Below are 20775 nucleotides of genomic sequence, written 5' to 3'. Positions count from 1 at the left end.
CTGATCAGGCGATGCAAGGCTTGCTGGCCTCATCGCCGGCAAGCCGGCTCCTACAGGGGGAGGGCGAAGCCCGGGGTTACAGCGGACAGCCCTTGGCACGCAGGATCGCATCGAAACGATCCGGATCCAGGGTACCGGCTTCGATGGCCGCCAGGGTGGCTTTTTCCCGCGCCAGCAGGTCATGGCAGCGGATCAGCAGTTCCGGCAGTTCGCTACGGGCCGCGGCGACCACGCCGTCGCCGTCGCCGATCATCAGGTCACCCGGGGTCACCAGCATGCCGGCACAGGAAATCGGCACGTTGATTTCGCCGCCACCATCGGTGCTCGGACCACGGTGTACGCCACCGATGGCATAGGCCGGCAGTTCGCCGGTCTGCCATTCGTCGAGGTCGCGCAGGGCGCCGTTGATCACCACACCGACGATCCCGGCCTTGAGGGCCATGGCGCGCATGATGCCGCCGAACACGGCACGGGTCAGGTCGGCGCTGCCGTCGATCACCAGTACATCGCCCGGGCGGGCCATCTGCATGGCCTTGAGGATCATCAGGTTGTCACCCGGGCGCACGCGCACGGTCAGGGCATTGCCCAGCATCGGGGTGTTGCCGTGGAAAGGCTTGAGGCCCAGGCCACCGACGTTGCGTCCCAGGCAGTCGCTCACGGCGGCGGCGGGGATCTTGCTGAATTCCTTCAGCCATTTTGGATCGAGCGGTTCAGGATTCGGGTTGATCAGGTAGCCGGTAGGCCATTTGCTCGAAGAGACGACATCAAACATGGGAAAGCCTCGTGGCCAGCAATGTGGCGGCGTGTCGATTGGGGCGAGGTGAAACGTTTGCGCGCCGATAGATTAGGCCTGCGCGGGGGGTAGGAGCAAGGGTAGGGCGGTGTGGGGATTGTTTACGTTGTGTGGTGGGCGGTTTGTGCTGCCTGGGCTGATGCCTTCGCGGGCAAGCCCGCTCCCACGGGTTTTGAGCCAGACGCAATAGCTGCGAACGACCTGGAACCTGTGGGAGCCGGCTTGCCGGCGATGGCGGCCGATCAGGCGATGCAAGGCTTGCGGGCCTGATCGCCGGCAAGCCGGCTCCTACAAGGATCTGTGTCAGGGGTTACTGCGCGGTACGGCTCACTTCACGCACCGGCTTGCCACGCACCGGCGTCTCACCGGCCACGTAGTAGTCGGCCTTGCTGCGCGGCAGTGGCTGGCGGCCACGGATCTTGTCGGCGATTTTCTCGGCGATCATGATCGTCGGCGCGTTCAGGTTGCCGGTGGTGATGATCGGCATGATCGACGCATCGACCACCCGCAGGCCCTGCAGGCCATGTACGCGACCCTGATTGTCGACCACCGCCATCTCGTCGGTGCCCATCTTGCACGAGCAGGACGGGTGGAACGCGGTCTCGGCGTGCTCGCGGACAAATTTGTCCAGTTCCTCGTCGGTCTGCACTTCGATGCCCGGGCTGATTTCGCGGCCACGGTAAGCGTCCAGTGCCGGCTGTTGCATGATTTCCCGGGTCAGGCGGATGCCGTCGCGGAATTCCTGCCAGTCCTGCTCGGTCGCCATGTAGTTGAACAGGATGCTCGGGTGCTGGCGCGGGTCCCTGGACGTGGCCTGCACACGACCGCGGCTCGGCGAACGCATGGAGCCCATGTGGGCCTGGAAGCCGTGTTCCTTGACGCCGTTGCTGCCGTTGTAATTGATCGCCACCGGCAGGAAGTGATACTGGATATTCGGCCATTCGAATTCCGGACGGGTACGGATGAAACCACCGGCCTCGAACTGGTTGCTGGCGCCGATGCCGGTGCCATTGAACAGCCACTCGGCACCGATGGCCGGCTGGTTGTACCAGAGCAGCGACGGGTACAGCGAGACTGGCTGGGTGCAGGCGTACTGCAGATACAGCTCCAGGTGATCCTGGAGGTTCTCGCCGACGCCCGGCAGGTCGTGGACCACCGGAATGTCCAGGCTTTCCAGCAACTGGCGCGGGCCGACGCCGGAACGTTGCAGCAATTGTGGCGAGGCAATCGCGCCGCTGCTGACGATGACTTCCTTGCGGGCACGGGCCTCGACACGCTCTTCGGCGCTGCCCAGCAGATACTGGACGCCTACGGCACGCTTGCCCTCGAAGAGGATCTTTTCGCTCAGGGCGTGAGTGACGATGGTCAGGGTCGAACGCTGCTTGGCGGTGTCCAGGTAGCCGCGGGCGGTGCTGGCGCGACGGCCGTTGGGCGTCACGGTACGGTCCATCGGGCCGAAACCTTCCTGCTGGTAGCCGTTCAGGTCTTCGGTCCGTGGGTAGCCGGCCTGTACGCCGGCTTCGACCATGGCGTGGAACAGCGGGTTGTTGCCGGCCTTGGGCGTGGTCACGCTGACCGGGCCTTCGCCGCCGTGGTAGTCGTTGGGGCCGATGTCACGGGTTTCCGCCTTGCGGAAATACGGCAGGCAGTCGAGGTAGCTCCAGTCTTCCAGACCTGGCAGCTTGGCCCAGCCGTCGTAGTCCATGGCGTTGCCGCGGATGTAGCACATGCCGTTGATCAGCGAGGAGCCGCCGAGGCCCTTGCCGCGACCGCATTCCATGCGGCGGCCGTCCATGTGCGGCTCCGGATCGGTCTCGTAGGCCCAGTTGTAGCGGCGGCCCTGCAGTGGGAACGCCAGGGCGGCGGGCATCTGGGTACGGAAGTCGAAACGGTAGTCGGGACCACCGGCTTCCAGCAGCAGGACGGTGACGCCTTCGTCTTCGGTCAGGCGGGTGGCCAGGGTGTTACCGGCCGAGCCGGCACCGATGATGATGTAATCGTATTCTTGGGACATTGAATGCACCCTCTTGAGATGGAGTCGGGTCGGGCCTGACGAGTGCTTCGCACTCGATCGCCGGCAAGCCGGCTCCTACAAGGGCGGGGTAACCGCAGGCTTGGCGAACGACACCAAACCTGTAGGAGCTGGCTTGCCAGCGATGGCGGCCTCACAGGCAATACAGAACTCGGTTCCTAGAACACCGAGGCGTAATCGCCCAGCTCGACCTGTATCGATTTGATCCGGGTGAAGTTGTTCAGCGAGCTGATACCGTTTTCACGGCCGACACCCGATTGCTTGTAGCCGCCGACCGGCATCTTCGCGTCGGACTCGCCCCAGGCATTGATCCAGCAGATCCCGGCTTCCAGTTGATGAATCACGCGGTGGGCGCGGTTCAGGTCGCGGGTTACCACACCGGCGGCCAGGCCGAAGTCGGTGTCGTTGGCGCGACGGATCACTTCTTCTTCGGTTTCGTAGCTGAGGATGCTCATCACCGGGCCAAAGATTTCTTCGCGAACGATGGTCATCTCGTCGGTGCAGTCGGTGAACACGGTCGGCGCCACGTAGGCTCCGTTGGCGAACTCGCCGGCGGTCAGGCGTTCGCCGCCGCACAGCAGGAGGGCGCCTTCGGCCTTGCCCTTGGCGATGTAGCCCAGCACGCTTTCCATGTGAGCGAAGCTGACCAGCGGGCCGAAGTTGGTGTTCTCGTCTTGCGGGTTGCCGACGCGAATTCGCGCGACACGCTCGGCGATCTTGGCTTCGAACGCGGCTTTCAGGTGGCTCGGCACGAACACGCGGGTGCCGTTGGTGCAGACCTGGCCGGAACTGTAGAAGTTGGCCATCATCGCGGTGTCGGCGGCGCGATCGAGGTCGGCGTCGTCGAAGATGATCAGCGGCGACTTGCCGCCCAGTTCCATGGTCACGTCTTTCAGCGACGAGCTGGAAGCGCTGGCCATGACCTTCTTGCCGGTGTCGGTGCCGCCGGTGAACGAGACCTTTTCGATGCGTGGGTGCTCGGTCAGCCAGGTGCCGACTTCACGGCCGCTGCCGGTCAGCACGTTGAACACACCGTCTGGAACGCCGGCTTCGGTGTAGATCTCGGCCAGTTTCAGGGTGGTCAGCGAGGTGACTTCGCTGGGCTTGAAGATCATCGCGTTGCCGGCCGCCAGGGCTGGTGCGGACTTCCACAAGGCGATCTGGATCGGGTAGTTCCAGGCACCGATACCGGCGACCACGCCCAGTGGCTCGCGACGGGTGTAGACGAACGAAGTGGTGCGCAGCGGGATCTGCTCGCCCTCGATGGCGGGTACCAGGCCGGCGTAGTATTCCAGCACGTCGGCACCGGTGACGATGTCGACATAGCGGGTCTCGGAGTAGGCCTTGCCGGTGTCCAGGGTTTCCAGGGCGGCCAGCTCGTCGTTGCGCTCGCGCAGGATATCCACGGCGCGACGCAGGATGCGCGAACGTTCCATGGCGGTCATCGCCGCCCAGACTTTCTGGCCCTTCTCGGCACTGACCACGGCACGTTCGACGTCTTCTTTCGTCGCGCGTTGCACTTTGGCGAGAACTTCACCGTTAGCCGGGTTGATGGCATCGAAAGTGGCATCGCCGCCGGCGTCGGTGTAACCGCCGTCGATGTAGAGTTTTTGCAGTTCGAAACGGGCCATAGTGTCCTCGCAAGTGCATCAGTGGTTGGCGTTAACCGCCGGGTGCGCCATAGGGTTCTGGCAACACCGTTCGGCAGTGGTTCAGGGGCCGAGCGTTTCTCGGTGCTCTAGCGCTCCTGCTTAGCCAGTTGGAAATCCATGTATTCGTAAGCGATCCGTTGCGCCTGCGCGGTGTCGAAAGCGTCTCCCGACAACGCGCCGCGCAACCACAAACCGTCGATCAACGCTGCCAGTCCCCGTGCCGCGCTGCGGGCTGCGGGCAGCGGCAGGACGCGGCGGAACTGGCAGCACAGGTTGGAATACAGGCGGTGATCGTTGATCCGCTGCAACCTGTGCAAAGACGGGTGGTGCATGCTGGTGGCCCAGAAGGCCAGCCAGGTTTTCATTGCCGGGCCATTGACCTGGCTGGCGTCGAAGTTGCCTTCGATAATCACCTGCAGATGGGCCCGCGGGCTGTCATCTGTCAGCGCCTGGCGGCGCGCGGCGACGTTCTCGGTCAGGGCGTTCATCAGGTACCGCATCGTGGCGGCGATCAGGCCATTCTTGTCCTGAAAATAGTGACTGATGATGCCATTCGAGACACCGGCCAAACGGGCGATCAGCGCAATGCTGGCGTCCCCCATCCCGACCTGATCGACCGCCGTCAAGGTGGCTTCGATCAATTGCTGGCGGCGTATGGGTTGCATACCGACCTTGGGCATGGTGCACCTCTCCTTGGGCCCACCGGCAGACGTGGAACGGCTGTCGGCTTGTGGGCCAGTCTATTTTGTTTTGATTGAACGTTCAATCAACAAAGAATAAGATCCGCGACAAATTGCCGCTGCCTACCGGTTTTCCGGGGCCGCCTTTATATCACCCGCTGGTCGGCTGCCCCATTAAACGATCGGCCGGGTGCCGTGTTGCCTTGTGTCTTTCTCCCGCACTGCCTGGAGCATCTGTGCAATGAGTTCTGCCTCTCTTATAAAGACCCCCGCCGAAAAGGTGCGGGTCAACGGTTGGGTGTTCTACACCTCGACCGCGTTGATTCTGTTGCTGACCGCCATCCTGATCATCGCCCCGCAAGAGGCCGGCAAACTGCTCGGCGTGGCCCAGGCCTGGCTCTCACGCAGCTTCGGCTGGTATTACATGGTGGTGATCGCCGCCTACCTGGTGTTTGTCATCGGGCTGGCGTTCTCGTCCTACGGCAAGTTGAAGCTGGGTACCAGACACGACACTCCGGACTTCAGCTACGGCGCCTGGGCCGGCATGCTGTTCTCCTCGGGGATCGGCATTTCGCTGCTGTACTTCGGTGCTTCCGAACCGCTGGACCACTATTTCAACCCGCCGGAAGGCGTGGCCGGCAGTCATGCGGCGGCGCGTCAGGCACTGCAATTGACCTTCCTGCACTGGGGCCTGCACGGCTGGGCGATCTACGCGCTGGTCGGCCTGGCCGTGGCGTACTTCGCCTATCGGCACAACCAGCCGCTGGCGTTGCGCTCGGCGCTGTACCCGCTGGTGGGCGAGCGCTGGGTCAAGGGCGCGGCCGGGCACGCGGTGGACGGCTTCGGCATGTTCGTCACCCTGCTGGGCCTGGTGACCAACCTGGGCATCGGTTCGATGCAGGTGTCCTCGGGGCTGGAAAGCCTGTTCGGCATGACCCATAGCAACACCAACCTGCTGATCGTGATCATCGTGATGAGCACCGTGGCGACCATCGCCGCCGTGTCCGGTGTGGAAAACGGCATCCGTCGCCTGTCCAACCTGAACATCGTGCTGTTCAGCGGCCTGCTGATCTTCGTGCTGCTGTTCGGTCCGACCCTGCACCTGCTCAACGGCTTCGTGCAGAACATCGGCGATTACCTCAACGGTGTGGTACTGAAGACCTTCGACCTCTACGTCTACGAGAACGATGCCGAGAAATCCGACCGCTGGCTGGGCCTGTGGACCCTGTTCTATTGGGCCTGGTGGATTTCCTGGGCGCCATTCGTGGGCATGTTCATCGCGCGTATTTCCCGTGGTCGCACGGTGCGTGAACTGGTGGCCGGTGTCCTGCTGATCCCGTTGGGCTTCACCCTGGCGTGGCTGTCGATCTTCGGCAACTCGGCCCTGGACCTGGTGATGAACCACGACGCCGTGGCGCTGGGCAAGACGGCGCTGGAACAGCCGTCCATGGCGATCTACCAGTTGCTGGAGCATTACCCGGCGTCGAAAATCGTCATCGGTGTGTCGATCTTTGTCGGCTTCGTACTGTTCCTGACCCCGGCGGACTCCGGCGCGGTGATGATGGCCAACCTGTCGTGCAAGGGCGGTGAGGTCGACGAGGATGCCCCGCACTGGCTGCGGATCTTCTGGTCGGCGGTGATTACCCTGGTGACCATCGGCCTGCTGTTCGCCGGTAACTTCGAAGCCATGCAGACCATGGTGGTGCTGGCCGGTCTGCCGTTCTCCGTGGTGCTGGTGTTCTTTATGTTCGGCCTGCACAAGGCCATGCGCCAGGACCTGCAGATCGAAAGCGAACAGGCCGAACTGGCGGCTCTTGATCGTCGCGCTTTCAGCGAGCGCCTGAGTGCCCTGGACCTGCAACCGGCCCAGGCGATTGTCCAGCGCCCTGTGGACAAGCCAGTGACGCCAGCGCTGGCCGAGGCGCACTAGCGGATGATCCGCGAAGGGCTTGACCGGTTCGAAAGCCATCGGCAACTCCTTGGCCGGGTTTATAGCTGAAGGGGTGGATGACGCGGGGCACCGCGTTGTTCTCATCGCCGGCAAGCCGGCTCCTACAGGCCGGTTGTGCCCCACAAGACAGCCCCTTGTGGGAGCCGGCTTGCCGGCGATGGTGGCCGCGAGGGTGGCACAATATTCAAGGGCCTCTTCGCTGGCAAGCCAGGCTCCTACAGGGGCGATGTGTTCCTGGCTACCCCTGAAAACAAAAACGCCGCGATCCTTTCGCGGCGTTTTTGCATCTGTCTCAACCGAGGTTCTTGCCCAGTAGCGCGTGATACAGCTCACTGTCGCCGAGAATCCCGACCACCTTGTTATTGTCGTGCAGCACCAGCTTGTTGCCGGTCTGGTAACGGATCTGCAGCGCGTCGCGCATGCCGATATTCGAATCCACCAGGGTCGGGGTACGGCCCAGGGCCTCCACCGACTGGCCCTGCACCCAGCTTTGCAGGTTCAGGCTGGCGCCGTTCTGGCGGGCACCCTTGATGGTGTTGCCTTCGGCCAGGTCGATCCACGAGTCGCCGCCCGGATCGAGGCACACCGAACCGTTGACGCGTTTGCAGTTGTCCAGGGTGCGCATCAGGCTGCGTCCGCAGAGCACGTTCAGCGGGTTGGTGTGAGCGACGAAGGTGCGCACATACTCGTCCGCCGGGTTGAGCACGATGTCTTCCGGCTTGCTGTACTGGATGATCCGGCCGTCCTTCATGATCGCGATGCGGCTGCCCAGTTTCAGCGCCTCGTCGAGATCGTGGCTGACAAACACGATGGTTTTCGCCAGCTTGTTCTGCAGGGTCAGCAGTTCGTCCTGCAGCCCCTGGCGGATCAGCGGGTCGAGGGCCGAGAACGGTTCGTCCATCAGCAGGATATCGGCGTCCATCGCCAGGGCGCGGGCCAGGCCGACCCGTTGCTGCATACCGCCGGACAGTTCGTCAGGCTTCTTGTTGCGCCATTGCTCAAGGCCGACCAGTTGCAGCTTCTCGTCCACCAGCTTGCGTCGTTCCTTTTCCGGACGACCCTGCATTTCCAGGCCGAAGCTGATGTTCTCGCGCACGGTCAGCCAGGGCATCAGGGCGAATTTCTGGAACACCATGGCGATGCGCTTGGTGCGCATCATCTTCAGTTCGGCGTCGGTGCAGTTGGCGATATCGATCTGCCGGCCTTCATGTTCGACGAACAAATGGCCGCGGCTGACGGTGTTCAGGCCGTTGATGCAACGCAGCAGGCTGGACTTGCCGGAACCGGAGAGGCCCATCAGTACGCAGATCTCGCCTTTCTCGATTTCCAGGCTGGCATTCTCGACGCCGACGATCTGGCCGGTCTTCTTCAGGATTTCTTCCCGCTTGAGGCCTTTGTCCAGCAGCGCGAGGGCCTCACGCGGGTTCTTGGAGAAGATAACGTCTACCTTGTCGAAGCGGATTATGCTCATGCGTCACCCCTTACCTGTGCGTCGGGTTGTTTGCAGATACGGTCGAGCATGATTGCCAGCAATACGATCGCCAGGCCGGCTTCGAAACCGAGGGCGATATCAGCGGTGTTCAGTGCGTTGACCACGGGTTTGCCCAAGCCATCGGCACCCACCAGTGCGGCGATCACCACCATCGACAACGACAGCATGATGCACTGGGTGATACCGGCAGCGATGCTCGGCATGGCGTGGGGCAATTCGATTCGTGCGAGCAACTGACGGCGCGAGCAGCCAAAGGCCTTGCCGGCGTCCATCAATTCCTGCGGTACATCCTGGATGCCCAGATACGTCAGACGGATGGGCGCGGCAATCGCGAACACCACCGTGGAAATCAGGCCGGGTACAACGCCCAGACCGAAGAGGGTCAGGGTCGGAATGAGGTACACGAAAGTCGGTACGGTCTGCATCAGGTCGAGGACCGGGCGCATGATCGTGTAGAACATCGGCTTGTGTGCGGCGACGATGCCCAGCGGTACGCCGATGACCACGCAGACCAGGGTGGCGAACATCACCTGGGCGAGGGTTTCCATGGTTTCCTGCCAGTATCCCAGGTTGAGGATCAGCAGAAAGGAGGCGACCACGAAGGCGGTCAGGCCCCATTTGCGCTGGATGAAGTGGGCGATCACCGCGATCAGCGCGATCAATGCCAGCGGATTGAACCAGGCCAGCGCAAACGTCACGCCGTGGATCATCGTTTCCAGTGTCGAAGCGATCGCATCGAAGTAGTTGGCACCGTGTTTGGTCAACCATTCAACGAAGGCGGCGATGTACTGGCCTAGAGGGATTTTATGTTCAGTCAGCATGGTATTGAACGTCCACATGCGGGGGAATAAATGCCAGTCCAGGCGGGCGAACCCGCCCGGACACGGCGGTTATTGCGCGAGCTTGGCTTTCACGGCGTCCAGGCCAGGTTTACCGTCAATGGTGGTCACGCCGGCCAACCAGGTATCGAGTACCTTGGGGTTCTTCTTCAGCCAGGCCTTGGCTGCGGCTTCGGGTTTCATCTTGTCGTCGAGGATGTTGCCCATCAGCGAGCTCTCCATGTCGACGGTGAATTCGAGGTTCTTCAGCAACTGACCGACGTTGCTGCATTCCTGCGCGTAGCCCTTGCGGGTGTTGGTCGCCACGGTGGCGGCACCGAAATCCGGGCCGAAGAAATCGTCGCCGCCGGTCAGGTACTGGATCTTGAAGCGCTTGTTCATCGGGTGTGGCGCCCAGCCGAGGAAGACCACGGCGGTGTCGCGTTTCTGTGCGCGGTCGACCTGGGACAGCATGCCCGCTTCGCTGGATTCGACGACCTTGAAGCCGGCGTCCTTCAGGCCGAAGGCGTTCTTGTCGATCATGCTCTGGATCAGGCGGTTGCCGTCGTTGCCCGGTTCGATGCCGTAGATCTTGCCGTCCAGTTCCTTCTTGAACTTGGCGATATCGGCGAAGTCATGCAGGCCCTTGTCATACAGCGCCTGGGGTACGGCCAGGGTGTACTTGGCGCCCGTGAGGTTGGTGCGCACGACATCGACGGTCCCGGCGTCACGGTAGGCCTTGATGTCGTTTTCCATGGTCGGCATCCAGTTGCCGAGGAACACGTCCATGTTCTTGCCGTCGGCCAGGGACTTGTACGTCACCGGCACGGAAATCATCGTGGTCTTGGTCTTGTAGCCGAGGGCATCGAGTACGACGCTGGTGGTGGCGGTGGTGGCGGTAATGTCCGTCCAGCCGACATCGGAGAAGTTCACGGTACTGCACTGTGCCGGTTCTGCGGCCTGGGCCAGCAGCGGGAGACTCAGCATGGCGGCCAACAACAACGAGGGGGAACCTTTCATGGGGGTAGACTCCTATGTGTTCTTTTTTTTGGCAGTGTCCGACTGGACGATCGCGCTTAATTGTTCTGTTGCGGTTGGAGGCTTCGAGGACAGCTCTACCCCGGTGCCTTGCAATCGAGTCGAGACTGATCATGTACCAGCCTGAATATGTCGCCTACAGGGTGCGTCGTATCCAGTACAGGGAGGGTCGCATCCAGTGTCGGTGAGGTCGTTTACAGATTTTTTCGGTGCTTTTTCCCCCTCTGAACCGCAAAAGAACGCCGAAAAAAGCCTGTCGGCGGCGCCTGGCGTAGATGGACAAGAGTGCGTCGGTGTCAGACGTCGAGCGCCGATTCAAAAGGCTGATGATGCCTTCATCCCGGCGGATCGCGCCTACAGCGTAGCAGCTCCGCCACCAGGCGTTTCAACGTCTGGAACCTGCATCCAGAGGGCGTCACAGTCATGGCAATCAGCGTATTCGACCTGTTCAAGATCGGCATCGGCCCGTCCAGTTCCCATACCGTGGGGCCCATGCGGGCGGCGGCGTTGTTCGTTCAGGGACTGCGTGAGCGCGGCACCCTGGAGCAGGTTCGGCGAGTCGAGGTACAGCTCTATGGCTCGCTGTCGGCCACCGGTATCGGCCATGGCAGCGACAACGCCGTGATCATGGGACTGATGGGCGAATGGCCGGACGCAATCGACCCGTCGCAGATCGGCTTGCGCATCGCCACCCTGCGGGAAAACGACACGCTGCTGCTCGACAATCGCCTGCCGATCCCGTTTGTCTGGGCGCGCGACATGCAACTGATCGACGAGAACCTGCCGTTCCACCCCAACGCCATGACCCTGGTCGCTTTTGATGCCGGTGGCGAGCTGCATCGTGACACCTACTATTCGGTCGGCGGCGGTTTTGTCGTCGATGCGGCGCAAGCGGCCAGCGGTGTTGCGGACATGGACCAGACCGTGCTGCCGTATGATTTCTCCAGTGCGGTCGAGTTGCTCGAGTTGTGCCAGAAGCACAACCTGCGGGTGGCGGAACTGATGATGGCCAACGAGCGGGTCTGGCGTTCGGAGGACGAGATCCGCGGCGGCCTGATGAAGCTCTGGCGTGCGATGCAGGATTGTGTCGAGCAAGGCCTCAAGCATGAAGGCATCCTGCCTGGTGGCTTGAATGTCCGTCGGCGCGCGGCCAAGTTGCATCGCAGCCTGCAGGAGCTGAACAAGCCGAATGTGATCGGCTCGACCCTCAGCGCGATGGAGTGGGTCAACCTGTTCGCCCTGGCGGTCAACGAAGAGAATGCCGCCGGCGGGCGCATGGTCACGGCACCGACCAACGGCGCGGCGGGGATCATCCCGGCGGTGCTGCACTACTTCATGAAGTTCAGCGAAGCGGTGACCGACGCCAATGTCGTCGACTACTTCCTCGGGGCGGCGGCGGTGGGGATCCTGTGCAAGAAGAACGCCTCCATCTCTGGCGCCGAAGTCGGTTGCCAGGGTGAAGTCGGCTCGGCCTGTGCGATGGCCGCGGCGGGGTTGGCCGAGATTCTCGGGGCGACGCCGGAGCAACTGTGCAACGCCGCGGAAATCGGCCTGGAACACAACCTCGGCCTGACCTGCGATCCGGTCGGCGGGCTGGTGCAGGTGCCGTGCATCGAGCGCAACGCGATTGCCGCGGTGAAAGCGATCAATGCCGCGCAGATGGCCTTGCGGGGCGACGGCCAGCACTTTATTTCCCTGGACCGGGTGATTCGTACCATGCGCGATACCGGTGCCGACATGCACGACAAATACAAGGAGACATCGCGGGGCGGGTTGGCGGTCAGCGCGGTGGAGTGCTGATCCGGAATAGGGGGTGATCGTGCTGGCCTCTTCGCTGGCAAGCCAGCTCCCACAAGTTTTTTTGTCGTGCCCGGAAGGTACGTACGACTCCGAACCTGTGGGCGTGCCTTGTCATGATTTGCGCGGTCAACTGTGGGAGCTGGCTTGCCAGCGAAAGCGTCAGTCCGGTCACTGCAGGATTGTGCACTAATCGCCCATCAAACCCGCTCTGCGCCACCTTTTGGCGCGTCGCAAACAGATAACTGAAGTACCCGGGCACAACCAGGATCGTGCCCCGTTACCGCCGGTCGACCGTGCTTGCGGTGACACTCCCGCCCGGCGCTTTCCCGTGCCTGAAACACAAGTGCTACCGATTTGCTCAACCCGCTGAAGCAGGGCGCTTGCAGAACATTCTCACGCTTATAACCCGCACTCCCGGCAGGGGCTATATAGACACGCCGCCATGTCGTTTTCAGGAGTTATTGAATACACATTCAATTTTAGGCATGGCAATTGCTCTGTCATTACAAAGCACCTTTTCCTACAGGGAACTAGGGCAATAACAAGAGCCTCCGCCTGAGGCCATCACCCGCTTTGTGTGAGGAGATATCGCGATGACGTCGTTCCAGTCCGGGGCCCAGCCCCAGAACCGTGCGCCTCAATCCATCGGCTTCCTGCTGCTGGACAATTTCACGCTCATTTCCCTGGCTTCCGCGGTCGAACCGCTGCGTATGGCCAACCAACTGTCCGGTCGCGAGCTGTATCGCTGGACGACCCTGAGCGTCGACGGCGGACAGGTCTGGGCCAGCGACGGCCTGCAGATCACACCCGATGCCTCCATGCACAAAGCACCGGCGATGGACACCGTGATTGTTTGCGGCGGCATCGGTATCCAGCGCACCGTGACCCGTGAACACGTGTCCTGGTTGCAGAGCCAGGCCCGTCAGTCCCGCCGCCTTGGCGCGGTGTGCACCGGCAGTTGGGCGCTGGCCTGTGCCGGCCTGCTCGACGGCTTCGATTGCAGCGTGCACTGGGAATGCCTGGCGTCGATGCAGGAAGCCTTCCCGCGCGTCGCCATGAGCACCCGCCTGTTCACCCTCGACCGCAACCGCTTCACCAGCTCCGGCGGCACGGCGCCGCTGGACATGATGCTGCACTTGATCAGCCGCGATCACGGCCGTGAACTGTCGGCGGCGATCTCCGAGATGTTCGTCTACGAGCGTATCCGCAACGAACAGGATCACCAGCGCGTGCCGCTCAAGCACATGCTCGGCACCAACCAGCCGAAGTTGCAGGAAATCGTTGCGCTGATGGAAGCCAACCTGGAAGAACCGATCGATCTCGACGAACTGGCAGTGTATGTTGCCGTGTCCCGTCGGCAGTTGGAGCGGCTGTTCCAGAAGTACCTGCACTGTTCGCCGTCGCGCTACTACCTCAAGCTGCGGCTGATCCGCGCGCGGCAGTTGCTCAAGCAGACGCCGATGTCGATCATCGAAGTGGCGTCGGTCTGCGGCTTCGTCTCGACGCCGCACTTCTCCAAGTGCTACCGCGAGTACTTCGGCATTCCGCCGCGTGACGAGCGTGTCGGTTCCAACACCACCCAGCAGGTGGCGATGATGCCGATTCCGCAGGCGCTGGTCCTGGCCCCGTTGTCCGGACCGATGTCGGCCTTGAGCCAGGCGCGCAACGAGTCGACGTTTGCCAGTGTGAGGCTCTGAGCCACCTCGCAACACTTGACTGAAACACCGTACCTGTAGGAGCTGGCTTGCCGGCGATGGCGGCTGATCAGACGATGCAAGGCTCACTGGCCTCATCGCCGGCAAGCCGGCTCCTACAAGTTTCGCGGCGTCATCAATGATCAGGCCGGGCGTGTCTGCTGATACTCCGCCAGCGCCGGCAGCAACTGCTTGTCGATGGCCTGGCGCACCGCCGGCAGGATCGTCGCGCTGCTGGTGTACATCTGCTTGACCATGGTCCGCAGGGTCATCGCCCGCACATCGTTCAATCCCCGTACCGCGCACTCACAGGCCTGCTCGGCGGTGGCACCGTTCGGTACTTCGAAGCCCAGGGACTTCAGTTGGCCCAGCAGGTCTTCCTGGTCAATCAAATCCGCGTACATCATGGCGCTTGTCCTATTCAGAGCGTGATCGTGTTTCGATTCTGGTAGCCACTGCAAGTGTCGGCAAGGGCAGATTGTCGCAGTGACTGTGATACCTATGAACAGGTCGTTTTCGGCTAACTCGCAGGTCGGGGGAGTGGGCACACTGGGCCCCAGCAGACCCGTCGATGGTTTGGTCACCCTCTCGACATTCAACTGCTGCAGACACTCTCTCACCTCGATCCTGTCACGGCTTGATCGGGGTTTTTTTTGCCTGCGGGAAGGGGGCATTGATCGTTCCCACGCTCCGCGTGGGCATGCAGCCGCGACGCTCCGCGTCACAGATCCGCAGCGGACGCCGAGCGTCCAGTGAGGCATTCCCACGCGGGAGCGTGGGAGCGATCAGTCGGGCGGTGCCGGGTTCAGCGCTGCAACACCAGTATCCGCGAGAGCAATTCATCCCGGTCGATATAGCAACCCTGGAAGTGCCGCGCGCCGGTGGCCGGGTCGAAGGCGTTGCGCGCGTGCAGGGTGCGGCGGTTGTCGAAGCACCACAGTTCGCCAGGGTTGAGCCGGCGCATCAGGCGAAAACGTGATTCGCGGGTCATGGCGATAAAGCGTCGATAGGCGCCGTAGAGCACCGGCATCTGTTCCGTGGACGCATCGAAGGGCCCGCGCAGGAAGTTGGCCATGCGGATCTCGCTGACCTGGCCGAGGCTGTCTAGGGCGATGATCGGTGCCAGGCAGCGGTAGTCGCTGTGGCGGTCCTTGTTGCGAAATTCCACGGGGATTTCACAGAGTGCGCGAAATGCCGCCGGATCTTCCCGACGCAGCGCATCGGCAATGGCAAAACCATCGACGAAAATGCTCTCGCCACCCTCGGCGTCGTTCACCAGGCAGTGCAGGAATTGCAGTCCGGGTTGCAGCTCGCGGGTCGGCAGGTCGCTGTGCAGGGGCAGGTTGAAGGCGGTGTAGGCATTGCTGTCGGCGTCGGCCTTGGATTGCACGTTGAACAGCACGCCGAAGTTGGTCTGGCGGATAAACGCGATCAGCTTGGCCACCTCGGACAATGAGCCGGGTTCGGTAGGGACGCCACGCACCTGGGTCAGGCCGGTATCGCGCAAGGCCACCAGCCATTGCAGCAGGATTTTCGGGTCTTCCTTGAGCGCCGCGAACTCGAACACCGGCAACGCCAGGCTGCTGTCCCACAGCCGGCTTTTCGGTTTGCCGGCCTGGCGCTCGGCGCGCGACTCGTCGTCATAGGCATGGGCCCGTAGCCAGCCCGGATCGAAACGGCTGGCGTGACCGTCCTGCCAGTCGATGCACAGGCAGCCGCTGCCGTCGATACGGATGGCAGCCGGAGCCAGGTCCTCGGGTACATCGACGATTTCCAGTACCTGCTCGCGGGTCACCGTGTACACGCAGTGCGGACACGGGCAGTTGTCCCGCAACCAGACGTGGTGGTAGGGACTGATGCGCCCATCCGCCCAATACACCTCGATGCGATCCGCCAGCGGATGCACGGCGGTCAGGGCACTGATCAGCGGATAACTGCGGAAGTCGGCAAACGCGGCGGCGGTGTTCACGGTGAGCTCCTTTACGGTGGTTTCTTATTTTTTCGCGGGCAGCCCAATCACGCGGCCGATGTACTCGGGAGCCGACAGGTCGGCCTGGTCTTCGACAATGGCTTGCAGCTTTTCCAGTACCGCTTCGCTGAAGGGCGCCGAACGCGGACCGGCGAGGTCGACGTGCAGCAGCATCTGTTCGTTGCCGGCCAGTTCCTTGTCACCGCCCACCAGGTGCAGGCTGTGGTAGAGGTGCAGGCGCTTGGCGTCGTGGCCGATGATCCGGGTGTGTACTTCGACCTGGGCGCCGAGCTTCACTTCGTGCAGGTAGTTGAGGTGCAGTTCGAGGGTGAACAGCGAGCTGCCGGTGGCTTCGCGGTTGTTGCTGTCCATGCCCAGGCGCTCCATCAGGGCGTCGGTGGCATAGCTGAAGATCAGCAGGTAGAAGGCGTCGCGCAGATGGCCGTTGTAGTCGACCCAGTCGGGGCTGATTTCGGTGGTGTAGGTGGTGAGGGTAGGCATGGCAGTGTTCCAGTGAAAATAGAGACCTACCCTGTAGGAGCCGGCTTGCCGGCGATGAGGCCAGTAAGTCTTGCATGGCCTTGTTGGCCGTCATCGCCGGCAAGCCGGCTCCCACAAGGTTTGTATTTCAGGCTTGATTGGTGCCAAGGCTTGCCCTCGGAAGGGCGGCCCATTTACTCGCTGAAACTCATGCCATGCTTGGCCTTGGTGGTCTTCACCGCTTCCAGCACCGCCAGCAGGCAGTCGTCACGATAGCGTTCCAGGGCCGAAATGCTGTGTTTGCCCAACTGGTCGCTGGTGCCGTCGACCACATCGTCGATCAGCTTGTCGGTCAGTTCCGGGGCCGGCAGGTAGGTCCAGGGCAACTGCAGTGCCGGGCCGAACTGCGCCATGAAGTGACGCATGCCGGCATCGCCGCCGGCCAGGGTGTAGGTCAGGAAGGTGCCCATGAACGACCAGCGCAGACCGGCGCCAAAGCGGATCGCATCGTCGATTTCGCCGGTGGTGGCGACACCATCGTTGACCAGGTGCAGCGCCTCGCGCCACAGCGCTTCGAGCAGGCGGTCGGCGATAAAGCCCGGGACTTCCTTGCGTACGTGCAGCGGGCGCATGCCGAGGGATTCATAGACTTTCATCGCCGCTTGTACCGCTTCCGGCGCGGTATTCTTGCCGCCGACCACTTCCACCAGAGGCAGCAGGTACACCGGGTTGAACGGGTGGCCGACCACGCAGCGCTCCGGGTGGGTGGCGCCTTCGTAGAATTCGCTGGGCAACAGGCCCGAGGTGCTGGAGCCGATCAGGGCATTGGGCTTGGCCGCGGCGCTGATCTTGCCGTGCAGTTCGAGTTTCAGCTCAAGGCGTTCCGGGGCGCTTTCCTGGATGAAGTCGGCGTCCTTCACGCATTCTTCGATGGTGGCGACAAAGCGCAGGCGGTCCTGCGAGGCGCCAGGAGCCAGGCCTTGTTTCTCCAGGGCGCCCCAGGCATTGGCGACGCGCTTGCGCAGGGCCGCTTCGGCGCCGGGCGCCGGGTCCCAGGCAATAACGTCAAGGCCGTGGGCGAGGGCGCGGGAGACCCAGCCGCTGCCGATGACACCGCTGCCCAGGGCGGCGAAGGTTTTGATTTCGGTGATAAAGCTCATGGCATGTTCCTGAAGAGTTCGATGAACCCTGTGGGAGCGAGCTTGCCCGCGAAGAGGGTCGTATATCCGCCACATTTTCTGTGGCAGGAACATTGTCTTCGCGGGCAAGCCCGCTCCCACAGGTGAAATGGGGTGTTGGGATCAACCGCGCTTGGTCAGGCCCATCTTCGCCCGACCTTCGGCCGGGGTCAGGACGCGGGCGCCCAGGCGGCTGAGGATTTCCGTGGCGCGCTCGACCAACTGGCCATTGGTCGCCAGTACGCCCTTGTCCAGCCACAGGTTGTCTTCCAGGCCGACCCGCACGTTGCCGCCCAGCAACACCGCTTGCGCGGCCATCGGCATCTGCATGCGACCGATACCGAAACCGGCCCAGACCGCGCCCGCCGGCAGGTTGTCGACCATGGCCTTCATGGTGGTGGTGTCAGCCGGGGCGCCCCAGGGAATGCCCAGGCACAGTTGGAACAGCGGGTCGTCCAGCAGGCCTTCCTTCATCATCTGCTTGGCGAACCACAGGTGACCGGTGTCGAAGATTTCCAGCTCGGCCTTCACGCCCAGCTCTTGAATGCGTTTGGCGCCGGCACGCAGCTGCGCCGGGGTGGAGACGTAGATGGTGTCGCCGTCGCCGAAGTTCAGGGTGCCGCAGTCCAGGGTGCAGATTTCCGGCAGCAGGGCCTCGACGTGGGCCAGGCGGGTCAGCGGGCCGACCAGGTCGGTGTTCGGACCGAACTCCATCGGATTTTCGCCGGCGCCGATTTCCAGGTCGCCGCCCATGCCGGCGGTGAGGTTGACGATGATGTCGACGTCCGCCTCGCGGATGCGCTCCATCACTTCGCGGTAGAGCGCCACGTCGCGGCTGAACTTGCCGGTCTCGGGATTGCGTACATGGCAATGCACCACGGTGGCGCCGGCCTTGGCCGCTTCAACGGCAGCCGCCGCGATCTGTTTGGGCGTGACCGGAACGTGAGGGCTTCTGCCGGTCGTGTCGCCAGCACCGGTGAGTGCGCAGGTGATGATGACGTCGTGGTTCATGGTGCGGGTTCCTTACAGGCGTGGTGGTTCACACCGCAGCCGTCGAGGGCTGCGGGTGCGATTTTCGGTGAGTTACTTGCTGGTCAGTTGCAGGTTGTCGGCGGCCGGCTTGCCATCGAAGGTGGTCACCCCTTCCAGCCAGCGGGCCTTGTCTTGCGGGTGATCCTTGAGCCACTGCTTGGCCGACTCCAGCGCGTCCTTGTGATCGAGCAGCGGTTGCATCATCCGGCTCTCGTCTTCGGCGGTGAAGGTCAGGTTGGTCAGCAGCTTGTTCACGTTCGGGCATTGCGCGGCATAGGTCGGCGCGGTGACGGTCCAGACGGTGGCCATGCCTTCGTTCGGGCCCAGGGCATTTTCACTGCCGGTGAGATAGGTCATCTGCACGTTGACGTTCATCGGGTGCGGCGCCCAGCCGAAGAACACCACGGCCTCCTTGCGGCGCACGGCGCGATCCACTGCCGAGAGCATGGCGGCCTCACTGGATTCCACCAACTGGAACTTGCCCAGGCCGAACTGGTTCTTGGCGATCATTTCCTTGATCTGGGTGTTGGCGCCCGAGCCGGGTTCGATGCCATAGATCTTGCCGCCCAGTTCTTTTTCGAACTTGGCGATATCGGCAAAGGTCTTCAGGCCCTTGTCGGCCAGGTAGGTCGGTACGGCCAGGGTCGCGCGGGCGTCCTTGAGGCTCGGTTCGGCGAGCACCTTCACCTGCTTGCCCTCGACAAACGGCGTGATGGTCTGGGTCATCAGCGGGTTCCAGTAGCCCAGGAACATGTCCAGGCGCTGGTCGCGGATGCCGGCGAAGATGATCTGCTGGGACGCGCTGGTCTGCTTGACCTGGTAGCCCAGGCCGTCGAGCAGCACCTGGGTCATGGCGCTGGTGGCGATCACATCGGTCCAGTTGACGACGCCGAGGCGGACGTTCTGACAGGACGCCTGGTCCGCGGCCATGACGCCAGTGCTCAAGAGCGCGGTACCGGTGAGTGCGATTGCACAGCGGCTGATCAGTCGTTTCATGATGGTTTCCTCGGCAGGTCGTTTATTGTCGGTTCCGGTGTCTGATGCGCCGGTGATGCTCAAGTTACGCAGCTCTGCCCCACTGAAAGCGCACAGCGGCGACCGACTCTTGCACAGCAGCGACCTGTGCTCTTGTCGCCATCGTCGAACTGGCGTATCACATCGGCAACGCTACCCGTCTTGCGAGTGCGCTCCATGTCCCAGGATTTCTATTTCTTGCTGATGCCGGGTTTCTCGGCGATGGGCTTTATCTCGGCGGTCGAGCCGCTGCGCGTGGCCAATCGCTTTCGCGGCGAGCTGTATCGCTGGCATGTACTGAGCGCCGACGGCGGCGCGGTGCTGGCGAGCAACGGCATGTCGGTCAACGCCGATGCGGCGCTGGAACCGCTGAAAAAGGGCGCGACCTTGCTGGTGGTGGCCGGCTTCGAACCGCTGAAGTTCGTGACCCCGGCCCTGGAGCACTGGTTGCGTCGTCTCGATCACGATGGCGTCACCCTCGGCGGCATCGACACCGGCAGCGTGGTGCTGGCCGAGGCCGGCCTGCTGGAAGGTCATCGCATGACCCTGCACTGGGAAGCGCTGGAGGCGTTCAAGGAGTCCTATCCCCAATTGGAAGTGACCCAGGAACTGTTCGAGATCGACCGCCGACGCATCACCTGCGCGGGCGGCACTGCCTCCATCGACATGATGCTCGACCTGATCGGCCAGGCCCACGGGCCGGAGCTGGCGATCCAGGTGTCGGAACAGTTCGTGCTCGGGCGGATCCGCCCGCGCAAGGACCACCAGCGCATGCAGATCGCCACGCGCTACGGCATCAGCAACAAAAAGCTGGTGCAGGTGGTCGGCGAGATGGAACAGCACATGGAGCCGCCGCTGAGCACGCTGGAGCTGGCGGAATCGATCAAGGTCACGCGGCGCCAACTGGAGCGGCTGTTTCGCCTCTATCTCAAGGACACCCCGAGCAACTTCTATCTGGGCCTGCGCCTGGAGAAGGCGCGCCAATTGTTGCGCCAGACCGACATGAGCGTACTGGAAGTGAGTATCGCCAGTGGGTTCGAGTCGCCGTCGTACTTCACCCGCAGCTACCGGGCGCGGTTTGCCCAGTGTCCGCGGGAGGACCGGCGCGGGATCAACGTGTAGGGGGGGCTCCCTGTAATTGGATGGACTCGC

General features: G+C 62.8%; 17 protein-coding genes. 4 read left to right on the top strand and 13 right to left on the bottom strand.

Going from position 1 to position 20775, the window contains the following annotated elements:
* Positions 1–76: 76 nt before the first annotated feature.
* The 4 genes from HX851_RS31840 to betI all read right to left on the bottom strand — a co-directional run bounded on the left by HX851_RS31840 (position 77) and on the right by betI (position 5157).
* A complete protein-coding gene (locus tag HX851_RS31840; protein ID WP_177061290.1) occupies positions 77–772 on the bottom strand; it encodes an RraA family protein in 696 nt (231 codons plus the stop codon).
* A gap of 331 nt (positions 773–1103) precedes the next feature.
* Positions 1104–2807 (bottom strand): choline dehydrogenase, encoded by a 1704-nt coding sequence (gene betA / locus HX851_RS31835; protein ID WP_177061298.1) that lies wholly within the window; start codon positions 2805–2807, stop codon positions 1104–1106.
* A gap of 176 nt (positions 2808–2983) precedes the next feature.
* Positions 2984–4456, bottom strand: a complete 1473-nt coding sequence (gene betB / locus HX851_RS31830; RefSeq protein ID WP_177066351.1) for a betaine-aldehyde dehydrogenase — start codon at positions 4454–4456, stop codon at positions 2984–2986.
* Positions 4457–4563: 107 nt separating this feature from the next.
* Positions 4564–5157 (bottom strand): transcriptional regulator BetI, encoded by a 594-nt coding sequence (gene betI, locus HX851_RS31825; protein WP_017128329.1) that lies wholly within the window; start codon positions 5155–5157, stop codon positions 4564–4566.
* A gap of 298 nt (positions 5158–5455) precedes the next feature.
* On the opposite strand from betI, the gene HX851_RS31820 reads away from it, so the two are divergent.
* Complete coding sequence (locus HX851_RS31820) at positions 5456–7087, top strand: BCCT family transporter (RefSeq protein WP_368670163.1); 1632 nt, start codon at positions 5456–5458, stop codon at positions 7085–7087.
* A gap of 313 nt (positions 7088–7400) precedes the next feature.
* On the opposite strand, the gene choV is transcribed toward HX851_RS31820, so the two are convergent.
* The 3 genes from choV to HX851_RS31805 form a co-directional block, all read right to left on the bottom strand.
* Positions 7401–8579, bottom strand: a complete 1179-nt coding sequence (choV, locus tag HX851_RS31815) for a choline ABC transporter ATP-binding protein (protein WP_177061302.1) — start codon at positions 8577–8579, stop codon at positions 7401–7403.
* Complete coding sequence (gene choW / locus HX851_RS31810) at positions 8576–9421, bottom strand: choline ABC transporter permease subunit (protein WP_177061304.1); 846 nt, start codon at positions 9419–9421, stop codon at positions 8576–8578. Before choW ends, choV begins: the two co-directional genes overlap by 4 nt.
* A gap of 69 nt (positions 9422–9490) precedes the next feature.
* Positions 9491–10438, bottom strand: a complete 948-nt coding sequence (locus tag HX851_RS31805) for a choline ABC transporter substrate-binding protein (protein ID WP_177066350.1) — start codon at positions 10436–10438, stop codon at positions 9491–9493.
* A 441-nt stretch (positions 10439–10879) separates the two neighbouring features.
* On the opposite strand from HX851_RS31805, the gene HX851_RS31800 reads away from it, so the two are divergent.
* The gene (locus tag HX851_RS31800) at positions 10880–12256 is read left to right on the top strand and encodes an L-serine ammonia-lyase (protein WP_177066349.1); all 1377 of its coding nucleotides are present in this window, start codon (positions 10880–10882) and stop codon (positions 12254–12256) included.
* Between the two features lie 593 nt (positions 12257–12849).
* Positions 12850–13953 carry a choline metabolism transcriptional regulator GbdR gene (gene gbdR / locus HX851_RS31795; protein WP_017128334.1) on the top strand — a complete coding sequence of 368 codons (1104 nt, stop codon included), beginning with the start codon at positions 12850–12852 and terminating at the stop codon, positions 13951–13953.
* Positions 13954–14093: 140 nt separating this feature from the next.
* Here gbdR and HX851_RS31790 read toward each other — a convergent pair whose 3' ends face one another.
* The 6 genes from HX851_RS31790 to choX all read right to left on the bottom strand — a co-directional run bounded on the left by HX851_RS31790 (position 14094) and on the right by choX (position 19605).
* A complete protein-coding gene (locus HX851_RS31790) occupies positions 14094–14357 on the bottom strand; it encodes a hypothetical protein (RefSeq protein WP_177061311.1) in 264 nt (87 codons plus the stop codon).
* Between the two features lie 398 nt (positions 14358–14755).
* Positions 14756–15919 carry a gamma-butyrobetaine dioxygenase gene (locus HX851_RS31785; RefSeq protein ID WP_177066348.1) on the bottom strand — a complete coding sequence of 388 codons (1164 nt, stop codon included), beginning with the start codon at positions 15917–15919 and terminating at the stop codon, positions 14756–14758.
* Positions 15920–15943: 24 nt separating this feature from the next.
* Complete coding sequence (locus tag HX851_RS31780; RefSeq protein WP_177066347.1) at positions 15944–16420, bottom strand: thioesterase family protein; 477 nt, start codon at positions 16418–16420, stop codon at positions 15944–15946.
* A 173-nt stretch (positions 16421–16593) separates the two neighbouring features.
* Positions 16594–17559, bottom strand: coding sequence for an L-carnitine dehydrogenase (locus HX851_RS31775; protein WP_121135222.1), 966 nt, complete (start codon positions 17557–17559; stop codon positions 16594–16596).
* Positions 17560–17700: 141 nt separating this feature from the next.
* Positions 17701–18588, bottom strand: a complete 888-nt coding sequence (cdhC, locus tag HX851_RS31770; RefSeq protein WP_177061317.1) for a 3-dehydrocarnitine:acetyl-CoA trimethylamine transferase CdhC — start codon at positions 18586–18588, stop codon at positions 17701–17703.
* Positions 18589–18660: 72 nt separating this feature from the next.
* Positions 18661–19605 carry a choline ABC transporter substrate-binding protein gene (gene choX / locus HX851_RS31765; protein WP_177061319.1) on the bottom strand — a complete coding sequence of 315 codons (945 nt, stop codon included), beginning with the start codon at positions 19603–19605 and terminating at the stop codon, positions 18661–18663.
* Positions 19606–19800: 195 nt separating this feature from the next.
* Here choX and HX851_RS31760 point away from each other — a divergent pair, with 195 nt between their 5' ends.
* Positions 19801–20745, top strand: a complete 945-nt coding sequence (locus HX851_RS31760; RefSeq protein ID WP_177066345.1) for a GlxA family transcriptional regulator — start codon at positions 19801–19803, stop codon at positions 20743–20745.
* Positions 20746–20775: the final 30 nt, after the last annotated feature.

Origin of the sequence: Pseudomonas gingeri (assembly GCF_013385635.1) — a bacterium.
In the GTDB taxonomy this organism is placed as follows: Bacteria; Pseudomonadota; Gammaproteobacteria; order Pseudomonadales; family Pseudomonadaceae; genus Aquipseudomonas; species Aquipseudomonas gingeri_A.
The sequence above is the reverse complement of the archived record's forward strand: the minus strand, read 5'-3'. Positions and strand labels throughout refer to the sequence as shown.

Coding starts and splice junctions, on each gene's coding strand:
- HX851_RS31840 (WP_177061290.1), bottom strand. CDS start 772: ATGTTTGATGTCGTCTCTTCGAGCAAATGGCCTACCGGCTACCTGATC.
- betA (WP_177061298.1), bottom strand. CDS start 2,807: ATGTCCCAAGAATACGATTACATCATCATCGGTGCCGGCTCGGCCGGT.
- betB (WP_177066351.1), bottom strand. CDS start 4,456: ATGGCCCGTTTCGAACTGCAAAAACTCTACATCGACGGCGGTTACACC.
- betI (WP_017128329.1), bottom strand. CDS start 5,157: ATGCCCAAGGTCGGTATGCAACCCATACGCCGCCAGCAATTGATCGAA.
- choV (WP_177061302.1), bottom strand. CDS start 8,579: ATGAGCATAATCCGCTTCGACAAGGTAGACGTTATCTTCTCCAAGAAC.
- choW (WP_177061304.1), bottom strand. CDS start 9,421: ATGCTGACTGAACATAAAATCCCTCTAGGCCAGTACATCGCCGCCTTC.
- HX851_RS31805 (WP_177066350.1), bottom strand. CDS start 10,438: ATGAAAGGTTCCCCCTCGTTGTTGTTGGCCGCCATGCTGAGTCTCCCG.
- HX851_RS31800 (WP_177066349.1), top strand. CDS start 10,880: ATGGCAATCAGCGTATTCGACCTGTTCAAGATCGGCATCGGCCCGTCC.
- gbdR (WP_017128334.1), top strand. CDS start 12,850: ATGACGTCGTTCCAGTCCGGGGCCCAGCCCCAGAACCGTGCGCCTCAA.
- HX851_RS31790 (WP_177061311.1), bottom strand. CDS start 14,357: ATGATGTACGCGGATTTGATTGACCAGGAAGACCTGCTGGGCCAACTG.
- HX851_RS31780 (WP_177066347.1), bottom strand. CDS start 16,420: ATGCCTACCCTCACCACCTACACCACCGAAATCAGCCCCGACTGGGTC.
- HX851_RS31775 (WP_121135222.1), bottom strand. CDS start 17,559: ATGAGCTTTATCACCGAAATCAAAACCTTCGCCGCCCTGGGCAGCGGT.
- cdhC (WP_177061317.1), bottom strand. CDS start 18,588: ATGAACCACGACGTCATCATCACCTGCGCACTCACCGGTGCTGGCGAC.
- choX (WP_177061319.1), bottom strand. CDS start 19,605: ATGAAACGACTGATCAGCCGCTGTGCAATCGCACTCACCGGTACCGCG.
- HX851_RS31760 (WP_177066345.1), top strand. CDS start 19,801: ATGTCCCAGGATTTCTATTTCTTGCTGATGCCGGGTTTCTCGGCGATG.